The 21,458-nt window shown below is 41.6% G+C and carries 20 protein-coding genes; 7 read left to right on the top strand and 13 right to left on the bottom strand.

The window, feature by feature from the left end; genetic code table 11:
- Nucleotide 1: 1 nt before the first annotated feature.
- The 3 genes from MTN96_RS19940 to MTN96_RS19930 form a co-directional block, all read right to left on the bottom strand.
- Complete coding sequence (locus MTN96_RS19940) at nt 2-811, bottom strand: ABC transporter ATP-binding protein (RefSeq protein WP_248532593.1); 810 nt, start codon at nt 809-811, stop codon at nt 2-4.
- Nucleotides 812-1,109: 298 nt separating this feature from the next.
- On the bottom strand, nt 1,110-2,042 hold the full coding sequence (locus tag MTN96_RS19935) for a porin (protein ID WP_054983757.1): 933 nt from the start codon (nt 2,040-2,042) through the stop codon (nt 1,110-1,112).
- Between the two features lie 198 nt (nt 2,043-2,240).
- The gene (locus tag MTN96_RS19930; RefSeq protein WP_004587984.1) at nt 2,241-3,110 is read right to left on the bottom strand and encodes a LysR family transcriptional regulator; all 870 of its coding nucleotides are present in this window, start codon (nt 3,108-3,110) and stop codon (nt 2,241-2,243) included.
- A gap of 89 nt (nt 3,111-3,199) precedes the next feature.
- Between MTN96_RS19930 and MTN96_RS19925 the strand changes: the two genes are divergently transcribed.
- The gene (locus tag MTN96_RS19925) at nt 3,200-3,574 is read left to right on the top strand and encodes a DUF413 domain-containing protein (protein ID WP_004587983.1); all 375 of its coding nucleotides are present in this window, start codon (nt 3,200-3,202) and stop codon (nt 3,572-3,574) included.
- Between the two features lie 87 nt (nt 3,575-3,661).
- Nucleotides 3,662-4,897, top strand: a complete 1,236-nt coding sequence (locus MTN96_RS19920; protein WP_039972264.1) for a response regulator — start codon at nt 3,662-3,664, stop codon at nt 4,895-4,897.
- Between the two features lie 52 nt (nt 4,898-4,949).
- Here MTN96_RS19920 and rarD read toward each other — a convergent pair whose 3' ends face one another.
- Together rarD and MTN96_RS19910 are read right to left on the bottom strand one after the other, a co-directional pair.
- The gene (rarD, locus tag MTN96_RS19915; protein ID WP_004587981.1) at nt 4,950-5,867 is read right to left on the bottom strand and encodes an EamA family transporter RarD; all 918 of its coding nucleotides are present in this window, start codon (nt 5,865-5,867) and stop codon (nt 4,950-4,952) included.
- 130 nt (nt 5,868-5,997) lie between these two features.
- Complete coding sequence (locus tag MTN96_RS19910) at nt 5,998-6,453, bottom strand: thioesterase family protein (protein WP_004587980.1); 456 nt, start codon at nt 6,451-6,453, stop codon at nt 5,998-6,000.
- 134 nt (nt 6,454-6,587) lie between these two features.
- Here MTN96_RS19910 and recQ point away from each other — a divergent pair, with 134 nt between their 5' ends.
- The 4 genes from recQ to MTN96_RS19890 all read left to right on the top strand — a co-directional run bounded on the left by recQ (nt 6,588) and on the right by MTN96_RS19890 (nt 11,200).
- Nucleotides 6,588-8,411 carry a DNA helicase RecQ gene (gene recQ, locus MTN96_RS19905; RefSeq protein ID WP_248532592.1) on the top strand — a complete coding sequence of 608 codons (1,824 nt, stop codon included), beginning with the start codon at nt 6,588-6,590 and terminating at the stop codon, nt 8,409-8,411.
- 7 nt (nt 8,412-8,418) lie between these two features.
- Complete coding sequence (locus MTN96_RS19900; RefSeq protein ID WP_029772370.1) at nt 8,419-8,703, top strand: DUF3630 family protein; 285 nt, start codon at nt 8,419-8,421, stop codon at nt 8,701-8,703.
- A 146-nt stretch (nt 8,704-8,849) separates the two neighbouring features.
- Nucleotides 8,850-10,559, top strand: coding sequence for a ShlB/FhaC/HecB family hemolysin secretion/activation protein (locus tag MTN96_RS19895; RefSeq protein ID WP_248532591.1), 1,710 nt, complete (start codon nt 8,850-8,852; stop codon nt 10,557-10,559).
- Between the two features lie 68 nt (nt 10,560-10,627).
- On the top strand, nt 10,628-11,200 hold the full coding sequence (locus MTN96_RS19890; protein ID WP_029772372.1) for a mechanosensitive ion channel domain-containing protein: 573 nt from the start codon (nt 10,628-10,630) through the stop codon (nt 11,198-11,200).
- A gap of 74 nt (nt 11,201-11,274) precedes the next feature.
- On the opposite strand, the gene MTN96_RS19885 is transcribed toward MTN96_RS19890, so the two are convergent.
- Genes MTN96_RS19885 through MTN96_RS19875 form a run of 3 tightly spaced genes read right to left on the bottom strand, consistent with a single transcriptional unit; the run spans nt 11,275 to nt 13,664 of the window.
- The gene (locus MTN96_RS19885) at nt 11,275-12,333 is read right to left on the bottom strand and encodes a succinylglutamate desuccinylase/aspartoacylase family protein (RefSeq protein ID WP_024031557.1); all 1,059 of its coding nucleotides are present in this window, start codon (nt 12,331-12,333) and stop codon (nt 11,275-11,277) included.
- Nucleotides 12,320-13,225, bottom strand: a complete 906-nt coding sequence (gene rimK / locus MTN96_RS19880; RefSeq protein WP_004587974.1) for a 30S ribosomal protein S6--L-glutamate ligase — start codon at nt 13,223-13,225, stop codon at nt 12,320-12,322. The genes MTN96_RS19885 and rimK overlap by 14 nt, the downstream gene beginning before the upstream one ends.
- Before the next feature lie 10 nt (nt 13,226-13,235).
- On the bottom strand, nt 13,236-13,664 hold the full coding sequence (locus MTN96_RS19875) for an ATP-dependent zinc protease (protein WP_248532590.1): 429 nt from the start codon (nt 13,662-13,664) through the stop codon (nt 13,236-13,238).
- Between the two features lie 278 nt (nt 13,665-13,942).
- Between MTN96_RS19875 and MTN96_RS19870 the strand changes: the two genes are divergently transcribed.
- A complete protein-coding gene (locus tag MTN96_RS19870; protein WP_248532589.1) occupies nt 13,943-14,914 on the top strand; it encodes a zinc transporter ZntB in 972 nt (323 codons plus the stop codon).
- A 54-nt stretch (nt 14,915-14,968) separates the two neighbouring features.
- On the opposite strand, the gene MTN96_RS19865 is transcribed toward MTN96_RS19870, so the two are convergent.
- The 5 genes from MTN96_RS19865 to MTN96_RS19845 form a co-directional block, all read right to left on the bottom strand.
- The gene (locus tag MTN96_RS19865; RefSeq protein ID WP_248532588.1) at nt 14,969-16,144 is read right to left on the bottom strand and encodes a polysaccharide lyase family 7 protein; all 1,176 of its coding nucleotides are present in this window, start codon (nt 16,142-16,144) and stop codon (nt 14,969-14,971) included.
- Between the two features lie 682 nt (nt 16,145-16,826).
- Complete coding sequence (gene rraB / locus MTN96_RS19860; protein ID WP_004587970.1) at nt 16,827-17,162, bottom strand: ribonuclease E inhibitor RraB; 336 nt, start codon at nt 17,160-17,162, stop codon at nt 16,827-16,829.
- Nucleotides 17,162-17,875: a 1-acylglycerol-3-phosphate O-acyltransferase gene (locus MTN96_RS19855; RefSeq protein WP_024031555.1), complete on the bottom strand. Its 714-nt coding sequence runs from the start codon at nt 17,873-17,875 to the stop codon at nt 17,162-17,164. The genes rraB and MTN96_RS19855 overlap by 1 nt, the downstream gene beginning before the upstream one ends.
- Before the next feature lie 169 nt (nt 17,876-18,044).
- Complete coding sequence (parC, locus tag MTN96_RS19850) at nt 18,045-20,339, bottom strand: DNA topoisomerase IV subunit A (RefSeq protein WP_248532587.1); 2,295 nt, start codon at nt 20,337-20,339, stop codon at nt 18,045-18,047.
- A 10-nt stretch (nt 20,340-20,349) separates the two neighbouring features.
- On the bottom strand, nt 20,350-21,444 hold the full coding sequence (locus MTN96_RS19845; RefSeq protein WP_024031553.1) for a sorbosone dehydrogenase family protein: 1,095 nt from the start codon (nt 21,442-21,444) through the stop codon (nt 20,350-20,352).
- Between the last annotated feature and the right edge of the window lie 14 nt (nt 21,445-21,458).

The following is a 21,458-nucleotide window of genomic DNA, read 5'->3' as shown; positions in this document are numbered from 1 at the left end:
ATTAATAGCCATAAAAGTAAGTAATATGAGGAATAGTTTGGCCATCTTCTGTGCGCTGTGGGTGGCTAGTTACGCGCGCACATACCCCAAAAACATCCGCTAGCATGTCCTCACTAAGTACCTGCGCAGGCGAGCCTGTATGTGTTATTTTACCCTTATGAATAACCACCAGCTCATCGCACATAGCGGCTGCTAAATTTAAATCATGAAATGAGGCAAACACAGTAACCCCTAGCGATTTTGCCAGTTCCATCACTTGTATTTGGTATTTAACATCTAAATGGCTGGTTGGCTCATCCATGATGAGTAATTGCGGTTGCTGCACTATAGCGCGGGCAATCAATGCACGTTGCTTTTCGCCCCCCGAAAGCGATTCAAAATTTTGCTTACACTGTTGCTCAAGCCCTACGGTTTTTATTGCCTGTGTAATTTTTTGTTTGTCGCTGTGGGTGGTGGCGCTAAATAGTGATTTATGAGGTGTAAGCCCAAGGGCAACCACATCAAATAATGTTAGGTTAAATTGCGCAGGCGTTTCTTGTAGAACTACAGCAACATATTTTGCGTAGTCTTCACTTTTAAGCTGCCAAATATCCTGCTGATTAAAGGTAACGTTACCAGCGGTCGGTTTATTAAAGCGATACAAACAGCGCAGTAAGCTCGACTTACCCGCCCCATTTGGGCCAATTAACCCAATAAACTTACCCTTAGCTATGTGTAAATTAATATTGTTTAAAATGGCGTGATCATCGACTTCCCACGACACATTTTGAACGTTTAATAAGGGTGTATTTGGCGCTAATGTAGTTTGCAAAAGTGAGTCCTTGGAAAGCGTGCACTCACTAACACACAGCTAAAAGACTAGTGCATCAATAAAAATGAGTTTACCCGCTCGTTAAAAAAGTATACCAATCTAGAACTTCTCATGCTGATTGATATGTCTCATTTGTATCTGACTTAAAGCGTGGTGCTAATTACAGTTACGGGAATAGTTGAGGAATTTCACCCCATTCCAAATGAGGGTCTATTATGGGCGGGTAAGTAAATAATTTAAAGCAAAAAAAACCGCGCTCATTAGAGCGCGGTCAATAAAGGGAGTGTTTAAGCAACGCTTAAAACTTGTATTCCATACCTAGGCCAACGTAGTCTTGGTCAACATTGTTGTCCATATCAAAGCTTGAGTAAAAACCAAATACTTTAATGTTTTTATTAAACTTATGATCAACACCTACAGAAACTGCCGTTTTGTCGTCGCTGTCATCAAAGTCCATTGCTTGGTATTGCACTTTAAACGTGTTTTTACCCATGCTGTAGGCTGCGTTTAATAAATAGCCGTCAGCTTCTGCGCTACCGTCTACTTTTTCTTGAGTTTGGTACATAGCGCCTAATTTAAAGCTCTCTACTTTACCTTGAATTGACGCACGCACTACATCGTAGCCATTTACTTCGCTATCGGCTGCAACCGAGGCGTAAACCGCACTCTTTTTAAGTGCAGAGTCACCGTAGGTAACCGCCATTGAATAACCGTTATCTGCATCTACGTCATCTTCGGCAATAAATGTAGCAAGTACTTTAAAGCCTTCGTAGCTTTTAGATGTATAAGTGATTGAATCACCTAAGCGGTTTTCACCTTTAAAGACATTTTTAATATCGCCTTCAAGGTCATTAAATAAATCTAACTTACCTTGCGATTGTTTAAGCGCTGTATCGTTACGACCCACAACAACTTGACCATATGCACCTTTTAAACCTACATACTGGTTACGTGCAGAAATATTGTCGTCGTTATCACCTTTAGAGTCAGCATCAGATACATCAACTTGAAACTCAAACTTATAAACCGCTTCTAATCCATCAGTAATCTTTTCAGACCCTTTTAGTCCAAAGCGAGATGCATTACTTTTAATTTCAGTGAAAGACCCTTCGCCATCATCAGACGATTGCACAGTAACATTCGCTTTACCGTATACATCAACGTCTGCAAACGCGCTAAAAGATAAACCACTTACTAGTGCAACACATAAGCTCGATTTTACAAAATTCATGTTATTTCCTCGATAATCACAAGACTAATTTTTAAAACAGCTGCAGTTTGTCACCTTTAAATGACAGATATATTACAAAGGAAACATTTTTGTCTTTTTATTTTAATAAAAGTGTCTAAATTCTGAAAACAAACCGACATGAATATTTAATAAACAAAATTGTACCTATTCAACCTCATTAAAAATCATAGTCGGTATTTAGTGTTCATCAACAGGCTGATAAGCATTTATTTTAGGTAATAAGTTAATCAGGGTTTCTATTAACTCTTTTTGTTCGTTGTCTCTGTGGTAAGCCACAAAAATATCACGCGAAGTATGTTCTACGTCTTTTACATGAAACAGCTCACCCTTTTCTAGGTGAGACTCAACAAGTACCTCAGGAATAAACGCGCTACCACCACACTGAAGAATTAAATCAAGGGCAATACGTCCCGTACTGGTTCTAAAATAAGGCGGCGTTTTACCGGTAAATTGGCGCGCATGCCATAGTGAAAACGTAGTACCCCAATCAACATATACATATTGGTTATCAAAAAAGTTCTCGTTAGTGGCCGTGTCATAGCCACTAACCGGAATAATTGGCAGCTCGCAAATTCGCTCAACCACAAGCTCGTCTACTTTAGGGGGGTCAAATAAAATGGCCAAATCAAGCGTACGCTCTAATAATAACCGCGTGCTTTCTTGTTGGGCTTTAACCTCTGCGACCAACGAGACCCCAGGCATAGCCGACACAATATTAGTAATGCCAAATTGTAAAAACGCATCCCATATATTAGGCGTACCCGCTAAACTTATTTGCTTGTGCATGTTATCGGCAAGTGCCACATCGACTTTGGCACGCTGCATGCCGGTGATGATCATTTTAGCGTGCGGAAGCAACCGCTCTCCTGGCGCCGTTAATTGAATATTGTTACGCTGGCGAATAAACAAGTTTACACCCAACCCCTGCTCTAATTGGCGAATTCGAAAGCTTACTGCCGATTGAGTGATATACAGGTTTTCAGCTGCTTTACCAAAGTGACGCGTGCGCACAACCTCTACAAATGTTTTTAATAAATCTATATCCATTTTTGATTCTCACGATAAAAATAACTTGTTTAATAAATTGTCAAACTTGCATCATACTCCAGCAATAAACAGGGTATGAGGATACAGTTATGAGCAACGATATTTCACTACTTCGCCAAGCGTTTGTTAGCCAACGTCAATTTTATGATGATCAAAACTTTCCTCGCGGGTTTAGCCGCAGCGGAAACTTCACCTTATTAGAAGCCAGCATATTAGAGCAACACGGCGTTGTACTAAAAGGGCTTTATAATAAAACTTTAGCACCTCAAAATACGCTACAAGAGCAATTTGTTGACGTAGTTTGTGGCAGTAAAGAACCTACAAACCCAATTGAAAAAGCCTGGGTTAAATATTTAAAACTAACAACCTGTAAAACCAAGTTTCATACACTTTTTGGCCGTTCAAAAATGTCAGGGCCGGTACCAATAAGCCAAGACGATTATAGCGAATCAGATAGCGTATAAGCCCCTAAGATATTTGCTTTTTTGCGTTTTAACAGTTACAACTTGTATAAGCAAATACTTTTGCAAAATATCAAACAAGGTTGTTACGTGACGCGAAAAATACTCATAGTTGAAGATACGCCTACTATAGCGCGTGTGCAAAAGCATATCGCGCTTAAAGCAGGTTACGAAGTAGATATAGCCGAGTCTTTAGCGGCAACAAAAGAGCTAATAAAACACAATAGCTACTTTTGCGCTGTTGTTGATTTTATCCTTCCCGATGCTCCTGCCGGTGAGGCGATTCCGTATACTATTAATGCCGACATTCCCACCATAGTAATGACAGGCAACATAGATAAACAAACTCGCGACACGGTAGAAAAATACCCAATAATTGATTACATAATCAAAGAAAACAAACAAGCTTACCAATACCTAGAAAAACAACTAAGCCGTTTACCACGTAACGAGAACGTAAAAGTGTTGGTCGTCGACGACTCAACCTCTACCCGTAGATACATTTGCAGTTTACTAAAGCGCCATAAGTATCAAATACTCGAAGCAAAGGACGGCAAAGATGCGCTAGAGGTACTTGAAAGCCAAAAAGATGTGTCTGTTATTATTACCGATAACGAAATGCCAAACATGAATGGTGATGAGCTATGCGCCGAAATTCGCCGGCTTTACAGTAATGATGAAAAAGCCATTATCGGTATTTCGGGTGCTGACTCGTCAGCATTATCGAGCCTATTTTTAAAAAATGGTGCCAACGACTACCTCCATAAACCCTTTAACAGCGAAGAGTTTTACTGCCGACTAAGTCAAAACGTCGACATGCTTGAGCAAATAGCAACAATCAAACGCCAAGCAAATACTGACTACTTAACTAACCTGCCTAATCGTCGCTACTTTTTTGAAGAGTCGAGCAAATCACTCAAGTATTTAAAAAAATCGAATCAAGATGGTGCACTCGCCATGCTTGATATAGACCATTTTAAATCGATTAACGATACATACGGTCACGATTCAGGCGATGAGGTTCTCAAAGGGTTGGCGGTGTGTTTTAAAAAGTACTTTGAAAAGCAGCTAGTCGCTCGCTTAGGCGGTGAAGAATTTGCCGTTTACTTTACTGATGCAACCACAGCGCAAGCGCTAAAACGCCTTGAAGGATTTAGGCAATTTATAGAGCTTAATAGCCAAGAGTTTAGCCAAGAAAAAATTAAATTTACAATTTCTATTGGTTTTGCAAGCGGCCCTATTTACCAAATAGATGAGTTACTTAAACAGGCCGATTTAAAGCTGTATGATGCAAAAGAAACCGGCCGTAATAAAGTAATAAGCTAAACCTTAACGCTGCTTTATAGCAACTTGTTTAAACTATTATTGCGCATAGGTATTAAACTTCGGCGGCGGTAACAGCCGCTTTTTTACGCTTACGCGATTGATGATAAGAGTCCCAAGTAAATATAGCCAGTGCACTCCAAATACAGGCAAACGTAATCACCCGCTCTGCATCAAATACTTCATCGTAAAACACCACAGCAAGCATAAACATTAAACTTGGCCCTATGTACTGAAAAAAGCCTAATGTTGTGTACTGCAAACGCTTGGCCGCTCCGGTAAAGCAAAGCAGCGGCAACGTAGTAATAATACCGGCACTAATTAACAGCGCATTGGTATGCCAATCGTTTAGGGCTAAGTCGGAAGTAGGCGTTGGTGCCATTACCCACCAGTAAATTAATGCAACCGGCAGTAAAATTAGGGCTTCGAGTAAAATGCCTGGCAGCGCTTCAACAGGTAACTTTTTACGCAGTAAGCCATAAATAGCAAAAGACGTGGCAAGCGAAAACGCCACCACCGGAAACGAGCCAAAACTGACCAATTGCAATACTACGCCCGCAAAGGCTAAAAACACTGCAAACCCTTGTAACTTTCGCAGCCGCTCGCCTAAAAATAGCATGCCCAACAGCACATTAAGTAATGGGTTTATGTAATACCCTAAACTGGCATCGAGCATATGGTTATTATTAACCGCCCAAATAAATAACCCCCAGTTAAAGCCCAATATAGAAGAGGTAAGTACTAACATTAAAATAATTTTTGGCTGGGCAACTATGCGCTTAACCTTATCCCAGTATTTAAGCACACTGACCACAAGCACTAAAAAAACCACAGACCAGACAACACGGTGAGTTAAAATTTCAAAAGCAGAAACATGCTGTATTTGTTTGAAATAAATAGGCGCTAAGCCCCACATTAAAAAAGCTAAACAGGCAAAAATACCGCCTTTACGCTGCTCGTTTGCAATCGACATACATACTACTTATTCATACTAAAAGGCCGACAGTTTATACCAATTCGCGCTATTAAGTGATTTATTTTGCGGTAACTAAAGCTCAGCGCAAGGCAAAGCTTTTTATTTTAGCCGTACGTAATTAGCAGCTTTAACCTACTAAATACGTACCTGTACCAAAGGCGATTTGGATTGCCTTTTCATTGTGTAGCTCCATTCTACATACACACACTTTATTACCAGAGCGGATCAAAGTAGCACTGGCTGTAAATGTCTCCCCTTTGCCAGGGCGCAAATAATCTGTGCGCAAATCAATAGTGCCTAAGGTAGCCAGCTTTTGCTGTACGCTAGGGATATCGAGCTCGGTTAATTTATCAATAACACTGGCTGCTGCAAGCATGCCGCCCACATTATCGAGCACCGCCGATATAATACCGCCGTGAAGAATTTTTTGCGCAGGATTGCCTATAAATACATCCTGCCAGGGAAAGGTAATTTTAGCTTGCTCAGGGCTGAGCGACTCTACCGAGATATTTAAAAACTGATTAAATGGCATGCCATTTACAAACAGTGCGCCAACTTGTTCAATTAACATTTCTTTATTCATTATTATTCTCTATGTTTAAATTAACACTGGTACGATGAGTTAAGCATACCTGAAGCAAAACCACGAGGCACTAATTAAATCATTTACCTCTAAGCTAAAGACATCCTATAAAAAAACCACTAAAATAGCCGCCGATGAATACTCTAACCCCTACACCTAGCACATTGGTCCGCAAGCCCGACACGGTTCTTAAACAAGTGTTTGGCTACAGCGAGTTTCGTGATGGCCAAAAAGCGGTGATCGACGCGGCCATTAATGGCCAAGACTCTTTGGTACTACTGCCTACAGGCGGCGGTAAATCAGTGTGTTACCAAGTACCAGCGTTAGTGCTCGAAGGGGTTACTGTGGTAATTTCACCGCTTATCTCGCTCATGCAAGACCAAGTAACGCAACTGCAAGCATTAGGTGTTAAAGCCGCTTACATTAATAATAGCCTGACTCGCGAAGAGCAACAATTAGTGTACCAACAATTGCACCTAGGGCTAATAAAATTACTGTATGTTGCCCCTGAAAAAGTGCTTCAGCACGAATTTACCGAGCGACTCAGCCACTTAAATATCAGCTTATTTGCAATTGACGAAGCACATTGTGTATCACATTGGGGGCATGACTTTAGACCTCATTACTTTAGATTAAATGAGCTTAAACAGCGCTTTTCCCATGTACCTATGATGGCACTGACCGCCACGGCCGATAAAGCGACCCGCTTTGATATAGTTGAGCAATTAAAATTACAACAGCCCTATATACATACCGGCAGCTTCGACAGACCGAATATTCGTTACACCATCGAAGAAAAGTTCAAGCCAATGGCGCAACTACTGCGCTATTTAAAAGAGCAAAAAAATCAAAGTGGCATTATTTACTGCACTAGCCGTAAGCGTGTTGATGACATTGCCGAAAAACTCGCTGATGCAGGTTTAAATGCCGCCGCGTACCATGCTGGCATGAGCAACGAGCAGCGCCAATTTGTGCAAACCGGGTTTGCCCGCGATGATATTCAAATAGTCGTTGCAACCGTTGCCTTTGGTATGGGCATAAATAAACCAAATGTGCGTTTTGTTCTGCATTATGATATTCCAAAAAGTATTGAAGCCTACTATCAAGAAACCGGCCGCGCTGGGCGTGATGGCTTAGCCGCAGAAGCCATTATGTATTTTGATCCCGCCGACATAGGCCGCGTTAGGCGCTTTTTTGAAGACATAGACGATGAACAACGCCGCCGCGTAGAAGAGCAGCGTTTTAATGCCATGGCCAGCTTTGCCGAGGCGCAAACATGCCGCCGGCAAATACTATTAAACTACTTTAGCGAGTATAAACGCGAGCAATGTGGCAACTGTGATATTTGCATTAACCCACCAAAAAGCTTTGATGGCACATTAGTAGCGCAACAAGCACTTTCGTGTGTGTATCGAGCTGGGCAGCGTTTTGGCTTAGGCTATATTGTAGAATTATTACGCGGGGCTAATACCAGCCGCATACGCGACAACAACCACCACGAACTCAGCACCTATGGCATAGGCAAAGACAAAAGCAGTGAATTTTGGCTCAGTATATTACGCCAACTTATACACCAAGGCTTGTTAAGCCAAGATATTACCCAAGGTGCCTCGCTGCGCTTAACCGAAGCAGCACGCGCTGTACTTAAAAGTGAATACGCTCTACAGCTTGCCGAGCCGCGCTTGCAAGCTAAGCACGTATACCAAGATAAACTGGCGCAGTTTAACTACGATAAAAAACTATTTGCCCGCTTACGGGCTCTGCGTAAAGAACTCGCTGATGCCGACGATGTACCGCCGTACGTTGTATTTAACGATAAAACCTTAGCCGAAATGGCTCAATTAATGCCCACCAACGACAGCGAATTTTTAAAGGTGTCGGGCGTTGGCTTTACCAAACTCAATAAATATGGCGGCGAATTTTTAACGGCCATTCGTAATTACCTTGCTAGCAATTAAGTAAACTATGACCCAAATTGAATACAATCACGCCCATAAATGCATTGTTATAAGCCCGGTAGAAGCCCCACACGATGAAGACTTTGAGCTGTGGAGCACGCTGTTTTTACACGCCGATGAAATAACAATTATTGACTACGCAGGGGGTGCTGACCGTCATCAATTGCGCTTTAGCTATCAACAGCAAACCTTTAATTTAAATTTTGAACACTACAGCGAAAGTATTTGGATTAATGGCGAAGGCCAAGAAGCCGAGCATTTATTAGCAGCCCTTGCTTTTTACTTAAGCTAAAACGCCTCGCATATGCACTAATTAACAAAGGTGCATAACGGTAACAATTAATTAGTTTCAAAATACATACCTTTTACTTACATTGTAATAACAATGATGTAAGCTTATATTACGACTCATATTTGCAGTAGTATTGAAGAGGTTGAATGGTGAATAGAAAATGGATTGCACACTGTTGTATAAGCTTAGCCCTTGTAAGCTTTAGTGCGCCTAAGGCCTTTGCACAACAACCACCCAATAAAACTAACGCCTGCCCCGCTGTGCAAACTCACTCAGACAAAAGCAATAATTTACGCCGTGAGGTTGAAGATAAAACCACACTGATTAATAGTCGCAGCGACGCCCAAATAACTTCAATTACCCTTAAACAACTTAACGTTTTTAATACCGAGCTGGAAGAGGAAAATAACGCGCTTTTTCGTTTTGCCAACCGCGCGCATATTCAAACCGAGCCAGACGTTATTAGTAATATTTTGTTATTTAAACAAGGCGATAATTACAATGCCAGAAAGCTCGCTGAGTCAGAGCGTTTATTACGCCAACAAAACTATTTATATGATGCGCAAATAAGCGCGGTTGAAAACTGCGACGGCAACGTAGATGTAACGGTGGTAACTCGCGATTTATGGACCTTACTACCCGAAATAAGCTTTAGTCGCAGCGGTGGCGAAAATAAATCGAGTATTGGTTTTCGTGAGTCCAATTTACTGGGTTGGGGCAAGCGTTTATCGTTTTCACGCACCACCGACAGCGATCGTAATGGTTATTTATTTGTTTATGACGATCCTAATATATTATCTAGCCGGTATCGCGGGCGCTTAGAGTATGCCGACAACAGTGACGGAAAACGCCACTTATTAGAGCTAACCTATCCGTTTTACGCCATAGATACACCTTATAGCTATGGTATTAAAAGCTTTTCTGAACAGCGAGAAGAGTCGTTGTATCGCCGTGGTGATGAATACAGTGAGTTTGATCAAACAACCGATTTTTTTAGCGCTTTTTTAGGCCACTCTAAAGCATTATCTGATAGCTGGACACAGCGCTTAACGCTTGGCTATGTAAACCAAGAAGACAGCTTTGCAGAAATAGAAACAACCTTTGCTCCCTTGGCCAAAAACAGACAACTAAGTTACCCCTATGTGAGTGGTCATTGGTTTGAAGACAGTTATATAAAAGTGCGTAATTTTGACAGTATTTCGCGCACCGAAGATTTAAATTTAGGGTGGAATATTAAAGCCCTATTAGGCTACTCAGATGAGTCACTAAGTAATGATGACAGCAGAGCCGTGTATTCGTTAAAAGCTAAAAAAGCACACTTTACTACCGACAGAACGCTGTGGCGTTTTAGTGCTCAAGTGGATGGTTATTGGAATAAAGAGCAAAAACAACTAGAAAACTTTTTAGCCACCAGCGAAGTGCAGTACTACTTAAATACCAGCGAAAACCAATCTTGGTTTGTTAAAGCCCGTGCCCAGTATGCTAAAAACCTAACCGCCGATAAGCAGCTAACACTCGGCGGCGAAACGGGCCTTCGTGGCTATCCTATGGATTACCAGCACGGCGACCGAAGCTTTTTAGTCAGCCTAGAAAAACGCTATTACTGGGAGTACGATTTACTGCAGCTATTTAAAGTAGGTGCAGCGGGCTTTGTTGATGTTGGCCGCGCTTGGTTTAACGATGAAGACAACGGCGAGAACGATCATGTTTTAAAAAATGTTGGGGTGGGTTTGCGTTTAGCACCTAGCAGAGCAAACTCTGGCACCATGATCCACCTTGATATTGCCGCCCCGCTTGATAGCTACGACGATGTTGATTCGGTGCAGTGGCTCGTAAGTGTTAAAAACACCTTTTAAATAGCGAGCAATAAACGAAAGAGTTACACTAGCGCTTTAATTTTCCTAAAAAAGTACGGGATCACACTTTGGAATTGTTTGCACTTTTAGAGCTAATGGGTACGCAATATAAATTGATTGTTACCCTTATGGCCATTTTACTTTTTCCTCTTTTATTAAAAGTCACTAAAAAGTTGCTCGAAAAAGCCATAAAAGGAAAAGTAGATGTTCATCGTAAATTTAGAGCTGAGCTGTTATTAAAAATAATACTCGCGTTTGTAGTACTGTGCTTAGTGCTTATATTTTGGGGTATAGAGCTGCGCGGGCTATTAGTTTTGGGCTCATCATTATTTGCTATGCTCGGGGTCGCTTTATTTGCCGCTTGGTCGCTGCTTAGTAACCTTACCGCTTTTTTACTCATGTTTATTCAAAATGGTTTTCATGTGGGGAATTGGGTGCGTATTGTTGATGGCGCAAACCATATAGAAGGGCGCATTGTCGAATTAGGTTTAATGAACGTGCTACTTGAGCATGTGGATGGGCACCGAGTTGTTTACCCTAATAACCTGTTTGTGACACGCCCGGTTATGGTATTAAATAAAGAACCTAAGCCTACAAAGGCACCGGTAATAAAACGGATTATTGGCCCTAAAAAGACATAGTTTAAAAAGTCATATCCGCAAAAAAGCCGCAGTAAGGCAAACCTCACTGCGGCTTTTTACTAGCTAACACAATGCTAATTATTTAGCTCAGCTGTTTTAAGCTCTTCATCTAAATCATTTATTTCGTCAATAAAATGCTCTAATTGCTGCTCTACTAAGCTGTTATCATTTGCAAAGTAAGCAAGGTGGAATACCGCATCCCCTTCGTTTACTAATGGCATAGTTTGCTGGCCTATCACAATACCGCCTTTAGGCGCTAAAAGCTCAAGTTCAGCATCACCTAATGGGCTACTTATGTACGCCAGCACTTGACCTTTTTCTACGTGTTCACCTAGCGATACTTGCGCACGTACAATGCCATCTACCTCAGCGCGTATCCAACTTGTAGACCCTGCAATAATAGGATCGGGCAGTTTTTTAGGACGCTTGCCGCGGATCATTTTTAAATGCCGCATCACATAATCCACACCCTGCACACCTGCTGCAATAGCAATAGGGTCAAAGCGTAAGGCTTCACCAGCTTCGTAAGTAATAACCGGTATACCTAAATTAGCGGCTTCACTACGTAATGAGCCATTACGTAGTGAAGCATTTATGACCGCTGGTGTGCCGAATGCTTTGGCCATATCAGCGGTTGCTTCATCATCTAAGTTAGCGCGTATTTGCGGTAAGTTAGTTCGGTGAATAGCCCCCGTATGTAAATCAATAATGTGGGTACAATGTACCGCCACCTGATTAAAAAACATATGTGCCATACGCCCCGCTAGCGATCCACGCTCAGAGCCCGGAAAGCTGCGGTTCATATCACGTCTATCGGGTAAATAACGTGATTTATGAATAAAGCCAAACACATTAACAATTGGCACAGCAATTATGGTTCCGCGCAGTTGGCTTGCATCTATTTTAGAGAGCAGCTGGCGTACAACTTCTACACCATTTAGCTCATCACCATGAATAGCGGCACACACCATCAGCACTGGGCCTTCCATTACACCATTAACCACCTCAATAGGAATATTGAGCGGTGAATGGGTGTAAAGTTTAGCAGCCTCTAAGGCAAGGGTTTTACGCTCGCCCACGCCAACACTTTCACCTAATAAGGTAAAAGGACGATTAATTTTAACCTTTGCCACGGGTTGCGGTTCCTTTAATAGCAGCATTTTTTTCGATGAAATCAATCACCATACCGGCAATATCTTTACCTGTTGCCACTTCAATCCCTTCAAGGCCTGGAGAAGAGTTTACTTCCATTACCAACGGCCCTCGAGATGAGCGAAGTAAATCAACGCCCGCTACATTTAAGCCCATTGCTTTTGCTGCAGCAACGGCGGTTTTACGCTCTTCTGGGGTAATGCGTACTAATGTAGCGCTACCACCACGGTGAAGGTTTGAGCGAAACTCGCCTTCTTGCGCTTGGCGCTTCATGGCCGCTATTACTTTATCACCTAATACAAAACAACGAATGTCGGCTCCGCCAGCTTCTTTAATGTATTCTTGAACCATAATATTGGCTTTTAAACCCATAAACGCTTCAATAACACTTTCAGCCGCTTTACGTGTTTCAGCAAGTACAACACCAATGCCTTGTGTGCCTTCAAGTAATTTAATAACAACCGGAGCACCGCCTACCATTTCTAGTAAGTCTTTAACGTCATCTGGTTTGCTGGCAAAACCGGTTACCGGCATGCCTACGCCTTTACGTGATAACAACTGAAGTGAGCGTAATTTATCGCGCGAACGAGAAATAGCCACCGATTCGTTAACAGGATACACCCCCATCATTTCGAACTGACGTAAAACAGAGCAACCATAAAATGTCACCGATGCACCAATACGCGGAACAATGGCGTCAAAATCTTTTAAATTTTCACCACGGTAGTGAATTTCTGGCTGTTCTGAGTTTATATTCATATAGCAACGAAGCGCATCAATCACCTTTACCTCATGACCGCGTGCCTCTGCCGCTTCAATTAAGCGACGCGTTGAATATAAATTTCTGTTGCGAGATAAAATACCAATTTTCATAGTTAAAACCTTAACTATCTAATAAATGAGATAAAGCCGGATCAACGACTATACGATTTTCCATGGCTGTACGCCCTAGTAACATTCTAAACTTCATTGTTGCTCTACTCGTTAAAGTAACTTCTATTGGCCAGCTGTGCTGCCCTGCATGCAATGTTGTTTCTATAAAGTAGCGTAACTCTTTTTGCCCACTTGAGCTGGTTACCGCCTTAATTTTTTTAACCTTTGCTTTGCAAGTAATGCGTGTTTGCTCATCGTCTTGCAAAGGCTGGGCTATAAATTTTACCCACTTTTCACCGCCCTCTTCGTACTCTTCAATGTTAATTGCATGAATACATGAAGTACGGGCGCCAGTATCAACTTTTGCTTTTATCTTTTCGATGCCAAGCTCGGGTAAACTTAACCACTCACGCCAACCAACAGTTAACTTTGCTGTCATAAATGTGCCCTTAATAAAAAAGTGACTTATACGCTACGGCGCAAAAAACACCAGCGAAATAAATTTATCTAGTCGATGAGTAAATTAAATTGATCTTTTATAGGAACTAATCACACAATGCGCGCCTTGCTGTTTAGTGCCTTATTTAGCGATTCAAGCCTGCATATAGGTTTTACCTTAACGCTAACTAATTAAAAGTTAAGGTAAGTTTGTAAAGCACTATGCAGATACACTATAGTTAACTGTATTAAAAATACACTATTATATGAGTTTAAAATATGATTAATGGTTTACTGCATGCACTGGTGCTTGATGAAAAAGGCGGCGCGCACGCCATAGAAAACACCCGCGATTTAAATAACTGGCACCCTAGCCTAGGTAAACTGTGGATACATATGGACTACAGCCAAAGCGAGGCAGTAACGTGGCTTAAAAGCCAGGCTCACCTTACCGACTTTGAGCTTGATTCGCTTATTGCTGATGAAACTCGCCCTCGCTTAACACCTAGTACCAATGGCCATATGCTGTTTTTGCGTGGTGTAAATTTAAACCCAGCGCAAAGCCCTGAGGACATGGTGTCAATTCGTTTATTTATTAGCGAATCTGTGGTTATCACAACGCGCAAACGTCGCTTACTTTCGATTCAAGATATATTAGCAGAGCTTAATGCTGGCCACGGCCCATGCTCAATATCAGAATTGGTCGGCTCTATTACGCAAAAACTGACATCACGCATGCAAAGTGTCATTGATACGCTTGATGAAACCCTGGATGAATTTGAAGAAGAAATAGACGAGCCAAGTAAAAAGTTTGATAACCAAGGTTTATCTCAACTGCGCCGTCAAACTATTGCCTTAAAGCGTTACTTAAAACCGCAAAAGGAAGCGTTAAGTTTAATGGTAAATAACCATTACCCTTGGCTTTTAGATGAAGATAAAGCAAAGCTAAACGAAACCACTAACTTACTTATTCGTTATTTAGAAGAGCTAGATAGCGCCATAGAGCGTGCGCAAATTATTCAGCAAACCATTACTAACCAGGTGTCTGAGCAATTAAATCAACGCATGTATGTAATGTCAGTTGTGGCTGCGCTTTTTTTACCACTGGGCTTTTTAACGGGCCTTTTAGGGGTAAATGTAGGTGGCATACCTGGTACCGAAAACCCTTATGCATTTAGTGCATTTGTGATTTTTTTAATTGTGCTTACTGGCGGTATTGGCGTGTACTTTAAAAATAAAAAATGGTTATAAGATAAAGTTTTTTTATTATGGCCACTCAATTGAGTGGCCATAATAAGTCACTAATTAATTAGTTTCGCGCGTATAACTCACATTGGTCATCGTCACTTTTGACTCTGTAATGCCTAAATCCTCAAAACAGTTTTTAAACGAGTTAGAGTTTCCGGCCTCACCACATTTGTCTAATGTGTATGGGTCTTGCGATTGCAGGTAGTTACCAAACTTAAAGTATGACTGCGAATCATCCTCTACTGGTATACCGAACGAGTTACCGAATGCCGTAACCTCTACATCGCCGTAGTTATTAACTACCCGCAAGTTAAATGTCTCACCGCTGGTCATTGTACCCAAAGCAAATTTTTCTTCATTACCGCTGGTATTACGTAAACGTACGTACACATCAAAAATTCCGTTGTTCGCTACGCTATCATTAAAGCCCGATTCATCAGTATCCGACACATACACTTTAGATATAGTGCCGGTATCACTAGCATGGTGCTGCGATATAATTGTTTTTCCGCCATCAGACATCTCAACTTTTACCGTAGCTTCGAACACTTCATAGGTTTGAGTCATCGCAACGCGTAAACTTTCTTTAACTTTATACTCATGACGCCAGCCATTACCATTAGGCGTAATATGTTGTGCTTCTAACGGCACAAACACTAAGGTGCTATCGTCAACGAGAGGATTTGGGTTATCACCTTCTAAATCAAAAATGCTACCACTGGTTATGCTGCTAGGAATAGTTGAACCATTTGAGTTATCGCTGCCGCCATCTGAGCCACCATCATTACTGCCGCTGCCCTCAACCAAGGCAAAATTATCAAACCTTACATTGCTGGTGTTGTTGTAATGTTTAGCAAAAACCTGAAGTGAATTGGTGTTTGCTGAGGTAAATGTTTTTGTTACTTTAGTCCACGAAGAAACATTAAAGGTTTGGTTTTTAAATAAACCATTTAAATCGTTTACACCAATTTGCCCTTTACCCAGCACATAAGCACTTAGGGTGTATTCAGTGTTAGGCTGTATATCTACCACTTGATAAACCCGTGCTGGACTGCCCTGAATTTTTAACGATTTTGAGCCACTGTAAGCATCTGAAGAAATAGCGGCTGGGTCGGTTTCGCTCCAGTTACTAAAGCCACTTTCAAAGCCTGCATTATTAATTGTTGCAGCATGAGATAGCGCTGAACTTGTCGCAATTGCGCTGTAAAAAAACAGTTTTTTATGGTTAATCATTATCTTTATTCCTTTAAACCTGAATATAAAAATAACCTAACTACCTAGTTTTGTGTCAGTCACTAAAACTTAGATCACCCTGTGTAAACAGGTTTCTATTTTTGTGTACGAATAGATTTGGCAAGAAAACCCAGGTTACAAAAATCAATCTAAAACCCTTAAATTGGCCTTACCAATATTAATGCCATATGGCGAGCTAAAGGCTATATTTTTTGTTACCAATATGTCAACAGAGGATGCAATAGCAAATAAGTATTAGTTTTATTAAATATTGCATTTACAACTTGTAAATAGTTATAACTATTCAAGAGGTTATATATTAGGGACAGGTTAGCAATAAATAAAAAAATTTTTTCAATTTAATGAATAAGTAGTACGTCGAAATAAGCCCTATTACCAATAGGAATATGAACAAGCTTAACTTTTAATGAACAAGTTAAGGAGAATTAAGTTTTTTATATGAAAGATAATAATTGGTTATAACAAAAATAAAATTGGTAACACGAAAAGTATTAAATTTTTGCCGTTAAATAAGGCAAAATAAAGGGGGGTATTAATGCGCCATTACACTAAAAATGAATTAATATCTGAAAATAGGCTGCGGTTTAAAGAGTCATGTTTACTCTGTGCACAAAAAAAGCGAGCATATATAAATGCTCGCCTTTATCAACTAGCTAACGCCTTACTCTTGAAAGTAAGTGCCCCAACCGTCGTATTCAACGTCACACTCAACAGCTAGCGCTGCAAGTTTATCAACGTCTTCCATTATAACTTCAACGTCTAGCTCAGCTTCGACTACAATATCAAAGCTCCAAATTTTGCTGCCATCTTCTAGCTCAAGCTCTGCCGGTTCTTCAACATCGTAGCCTAATTTAAAGGCAGCCAGTGCCGCTTGCTCTAATTTGCTAAAATCTTCGCATACAAAATGATGCTCAACTTCATAAAGTATTTCAGGATCAGAGCCATCTTCAAGTAGTGAACTTACGATGTCTTCACTTATTTCACGCCAGTTTTCCATTATTTATCTCTCGCTTGAGCATCTAATTCAGTTATTTTAGCAGCCATAATACTATGCACTTGGGTGGCCTGTTCACGGGCACTCACTTTTTTATCAAGTGATATAGGCGCTAACATTTCAATGTAAATTGTACCATTATCCCAGCGGTTTAGCTTAATAGTTTTATCAGTTGTGCTCATACATACCGGCACTATGGGTACATCTGCGCTTAAAGCGGTGTGAAATGCACCGGTTTTAAATGGCAGTAAACCGCGGCCATAGCTTCTTGTGCCTTCGGGAAATACCCAAATAGATAGGCCTTTTTGTTTAATTTTTTCAGCGGCTTTTGAAATTGTACCTGCCGCTTTTGAGCGATTAGCTCTATCAATCAATATGTTGCCCGACAACCAGTAAAGTTGTCCAAAAAATGGGATCCACTTTAAGCTTTTTTTGCCTAAGCTAACGCAGTTTTCAGGCACCATAGCCGATACAGTAAATAAATCGTAATTGTTTTGATGGTTTGATAGGTAAACCGCAGGGCCAATATTGAGCGCATCAGGGTGGCGTTTAAGGACAAGTTTAACCCCTAACATTTTAGCCATTGAGCCAAACCAGCCGGCTATCACATGCACATTATTAGGGTGAAACGGTCTCACAATCGACAGTAACAACCCAAACACGCAGCTGAAAAATATAAACAGCACCATAATTAAAATACGTATAACAGCTAACAAACTTCTCTCCAAAATGTGTGTGCAATGCGCTATAAGCCACGCATATTTCACTATTATAACGTGATTTTATGACGATCACGAGACAATAGCGAACAGCTGTAAGCTGAAAAATACAGGATAAACAAAAACGGCCTGCAAAAGCAGGCCGTTAGAGGTATATATTACGGGTTTATTCTTCGGCTAATGTGTCATCACTTTGCTCATCTGCCGGCGTAAACTCCACCACTGCTTCATCAACACGCTGTAAGCCTCGCGGTAACTTATTACCTCTACGCCCGCGCTCACCATGATAATGCTCCAAGTCGCTCGGTTTAAGCGTTAGCTTTCGTTTACCAGCATGAAGGGTAACGCTACTGCCTTGTGGTACCACCGCCAGCACTTTGACAAACTCTTCACGTGCTTGCACTTTAGCCCCTGGTATAGAGATAATTTTATTGCCTTTACCTTTACCTAGTTTTGGTAAGTCGCGCAGTGCGAACAACAGCATGCGTCCTTCGTTCGAAATGGCCATGCAGTAATCGGTTGCTACATCGTTTACTCTGATTGGTGAGAGTAAAATTCCGCCCTTAGGCACGCTCACTAAGGCTTTACCGTTTTTATTTTTACTTACTAGGTCTTTAAAGTCAGTAATAAAACCATAACCCGCGTCAGAGGCCATAAGTAGCACTTGATTATCTTCACCCATTACCACGTGCTCAAAATTAGCCCCTGTGGTGAGGTTAAAGCGCCCAGTCATTGGCTCGCCTTGGCTACGTGCTGATGGCAAGCTGTGCGCATCGGTTGCAAATGCACGCCCTGCTGAGTCTAAAAATACCGCAGGCTGATTACTCTTACCCTTAGCGGAGGCTTTGTATTCATCGCCAGCACGGTAATTAAGTCCTTCTACGTCAATGTCATGGCCTTTACCCACACGTGCCCAGCCTTTATCAGAAAGCACGACTGTTACCGACTCTGAAGGAATTAAATCTTTTTCACTCAGTGCTTTAGCTTCTACGCGCTCAATAACAGGTGAGCGGCGATCGTCGCCATACATGTCGGCCGCTTCTTGAATTTCTTTTTTAAGAAGCGTTGACATACGACGGTCTGAGCCAAGCGTTAGCTCTAACTTGTCACGTTCTTTGGCCAGCTCATCTTGCTCGCCACGTATTTTAAATTCTTCTAGTTTTGCTAAATGACGAAGTTTTAATTCTAAAATGGCTTCGGCTTGAGTATCGGTTAAATCAAAGCGCTCCATCAACACAGGTTTTGGTTTATCTTCTGTGCGAATAATTTCAATCACTTCATCAATATTTAAAAAGGCAGCAAGTAAACCTTCTAAAATATGCAATCGTGCCAGTACTTTATCTAAACGGTGCTGTAAGCGCCTACGTACTGTTTCGCGTCTAAACGTTAGCCACTCAGATAAAATACTGCGTAGGTCTTTTACTTGCGGGCGGCCGTCAAGGCCTAGCATGTTTAAGTTTACACGGTAGTTTTTTTCAAGGTCGGTGGTGGCAAATAAGTGCGCCATTAACGGCTCAGCTTTAATGCGGTTTGAACGCGGTACAATCACAATACGGGTTGGATTTTCGTGATCAGACTCATCTCGTAAATCAGCGACCATTGGCAGCTTTTTAGCATTCATTTGCGCTGCTATTTGCTCAAGCACTTTAGCCCCTGAACACTGATGCGGTAGCGCAGTAATAACAATATCGCCATGTTCTTCAGTATACACCGCGCGCATTTTAATTGAGCCTCGGCCGGTTTTGTATATTTTATGAATATCGGCTTTTGGGGTAATTATTTCAGCGTCGGTTGGATAATCAGGTGCGTGTACAAGCTCAAGTAACTCATCAAGCTCGGTTTTAGGCTTATCAAGTAATAAACAACAGGCACTGGCTACTTCACGCACATTATGTGGTGGAATATCGGTTGCCATACCTACTGCAATACCCGTTACGCCATTTAACAAAATATGCGGTAAGCGCGCCGGTAACACTAATGGCTCGTCCATAGTGCCGTCAAAGTTTGGCGTCCAATCAACGGTGCCTTGCCCTAGCTCTTTAAGCAATACCTCAGAGAACTTTGATAAGCGTGCTTCGGTATAACGCATTGCTGCAAACGATTTAGGGTCATCTGCTGCCCCCCAGTTACCTTGCCCATCGACTAATGGGTAACGGTAAGAAAACGGCTGCGCCATTAATACCATAGCCTCGTAACAGGCACTGTCGCCATGCGGGTGGTATTTACCTAATACATCACCTACCGTACGAGCCGATTTTTTATATTTAGCAGCGGCCGATAAACCCAGCTCGCTCATAGCATAAATAATACGACGTTGAACCGGTTTTAAACCATCACCAACATGCGGTAATGCACGGTCCATAATTACGTACATAGAGTAATTTAAGTAGGCGTCTTCGGTAAAACGCCCCATTGTTTGTTGTTCAATTCCTTGCATTAGCAAGGTATCTGTATCACTCATTAAAGCTTACCTAGTTTTTCTTATAGCTTACGCGGTAGATCACGTTTGCGTAATCGTCGCTTATTAGCAGACTGCCGTCATTTAATTGTGCAAATGCAACTGGGCGTCCAAAGGTTGTTTCGTTATGCATAAAGCCGGTAATAAATGGCGTGTATTTAGTAATACGCCCTTGCTCTACATTGGCTACAGCCACTTTATAACCTGATTTTTTAGTACGATTCCACGAGCCATGTTCAGCAACAAATAGCTGCTCTTTGTAAGAGCCCGGGAACTGTTTACCGGTATAAAAATGAATACCAAGGGGCGCAACGTGAGCACCTAGCGCAAGCGCTGGCGGGCTGTAGTCACTAATGTTTTTACCTTTACCAAACTCAGGATCTGCAATGGCACCGGCGTGAACGTAAGGAAAACCAAAGTGCTCGTTTTCTTTACTTACGCGGTTAATTTCATCAGGTGGAATATCATCACCCATCATGTCGCGGCCATTATCACTAAACCATAATGCTTGCGTGCTTGGATGAAAGTCAAACCCCACTGAGTTGCGTACCCCTTGGGCTATTGTTTTAATTTGTTTGGTTTCTACATCAAGTGCAAAAATACGCCCGTAACGCTCATCTTCGGCGCATATATTACACGGAACACCAACCGGAATAATAAGCTCTCCGGTGGGTGCAAAGCGTAAAAACTTCCACCCGTGGTGACGATCCGATGGCAACGCGTTGTAAACCACGTCAAATTTAGGGTCTTTTAACTGCGTGTCTACGTTTTTAAAGCGAATAATACGGTGTACTTCACCTACGTATAAATCGCCATCTTTAATTGCTAATCCCGAGGGCATATTTAACCCCTCAGCAATCACCATTTTTTTATCTGCTACGCCATCACTGTTATGATCGATTAACGCATACACATTTCCTGCTTTGCGCGAACCTGCGTAAACAATGCCTTTTTTTGATACTGCTATTTGGCGTGCATTTTCAACATCATCAGCAAATAAGCTTACCTCAAACCCAGGTGCTACGGTGAGTTTGTCTAGTATGTCTTTTGCCATTGCTGGGGCTGTTGTTAAGCCAAGCAATAATAAACTTCCTAGTATTTTATTCATTTGCCTCTCCAAGT

The organism is Pseudoalteromonas sp. 2CM28B (assembly GCF_023161935.1).
The sequence above is the reverse complement of the archived record's forward strand: the minus strand, read 5'-3'. Positions and strand labels throughout refer to the sequence as shown.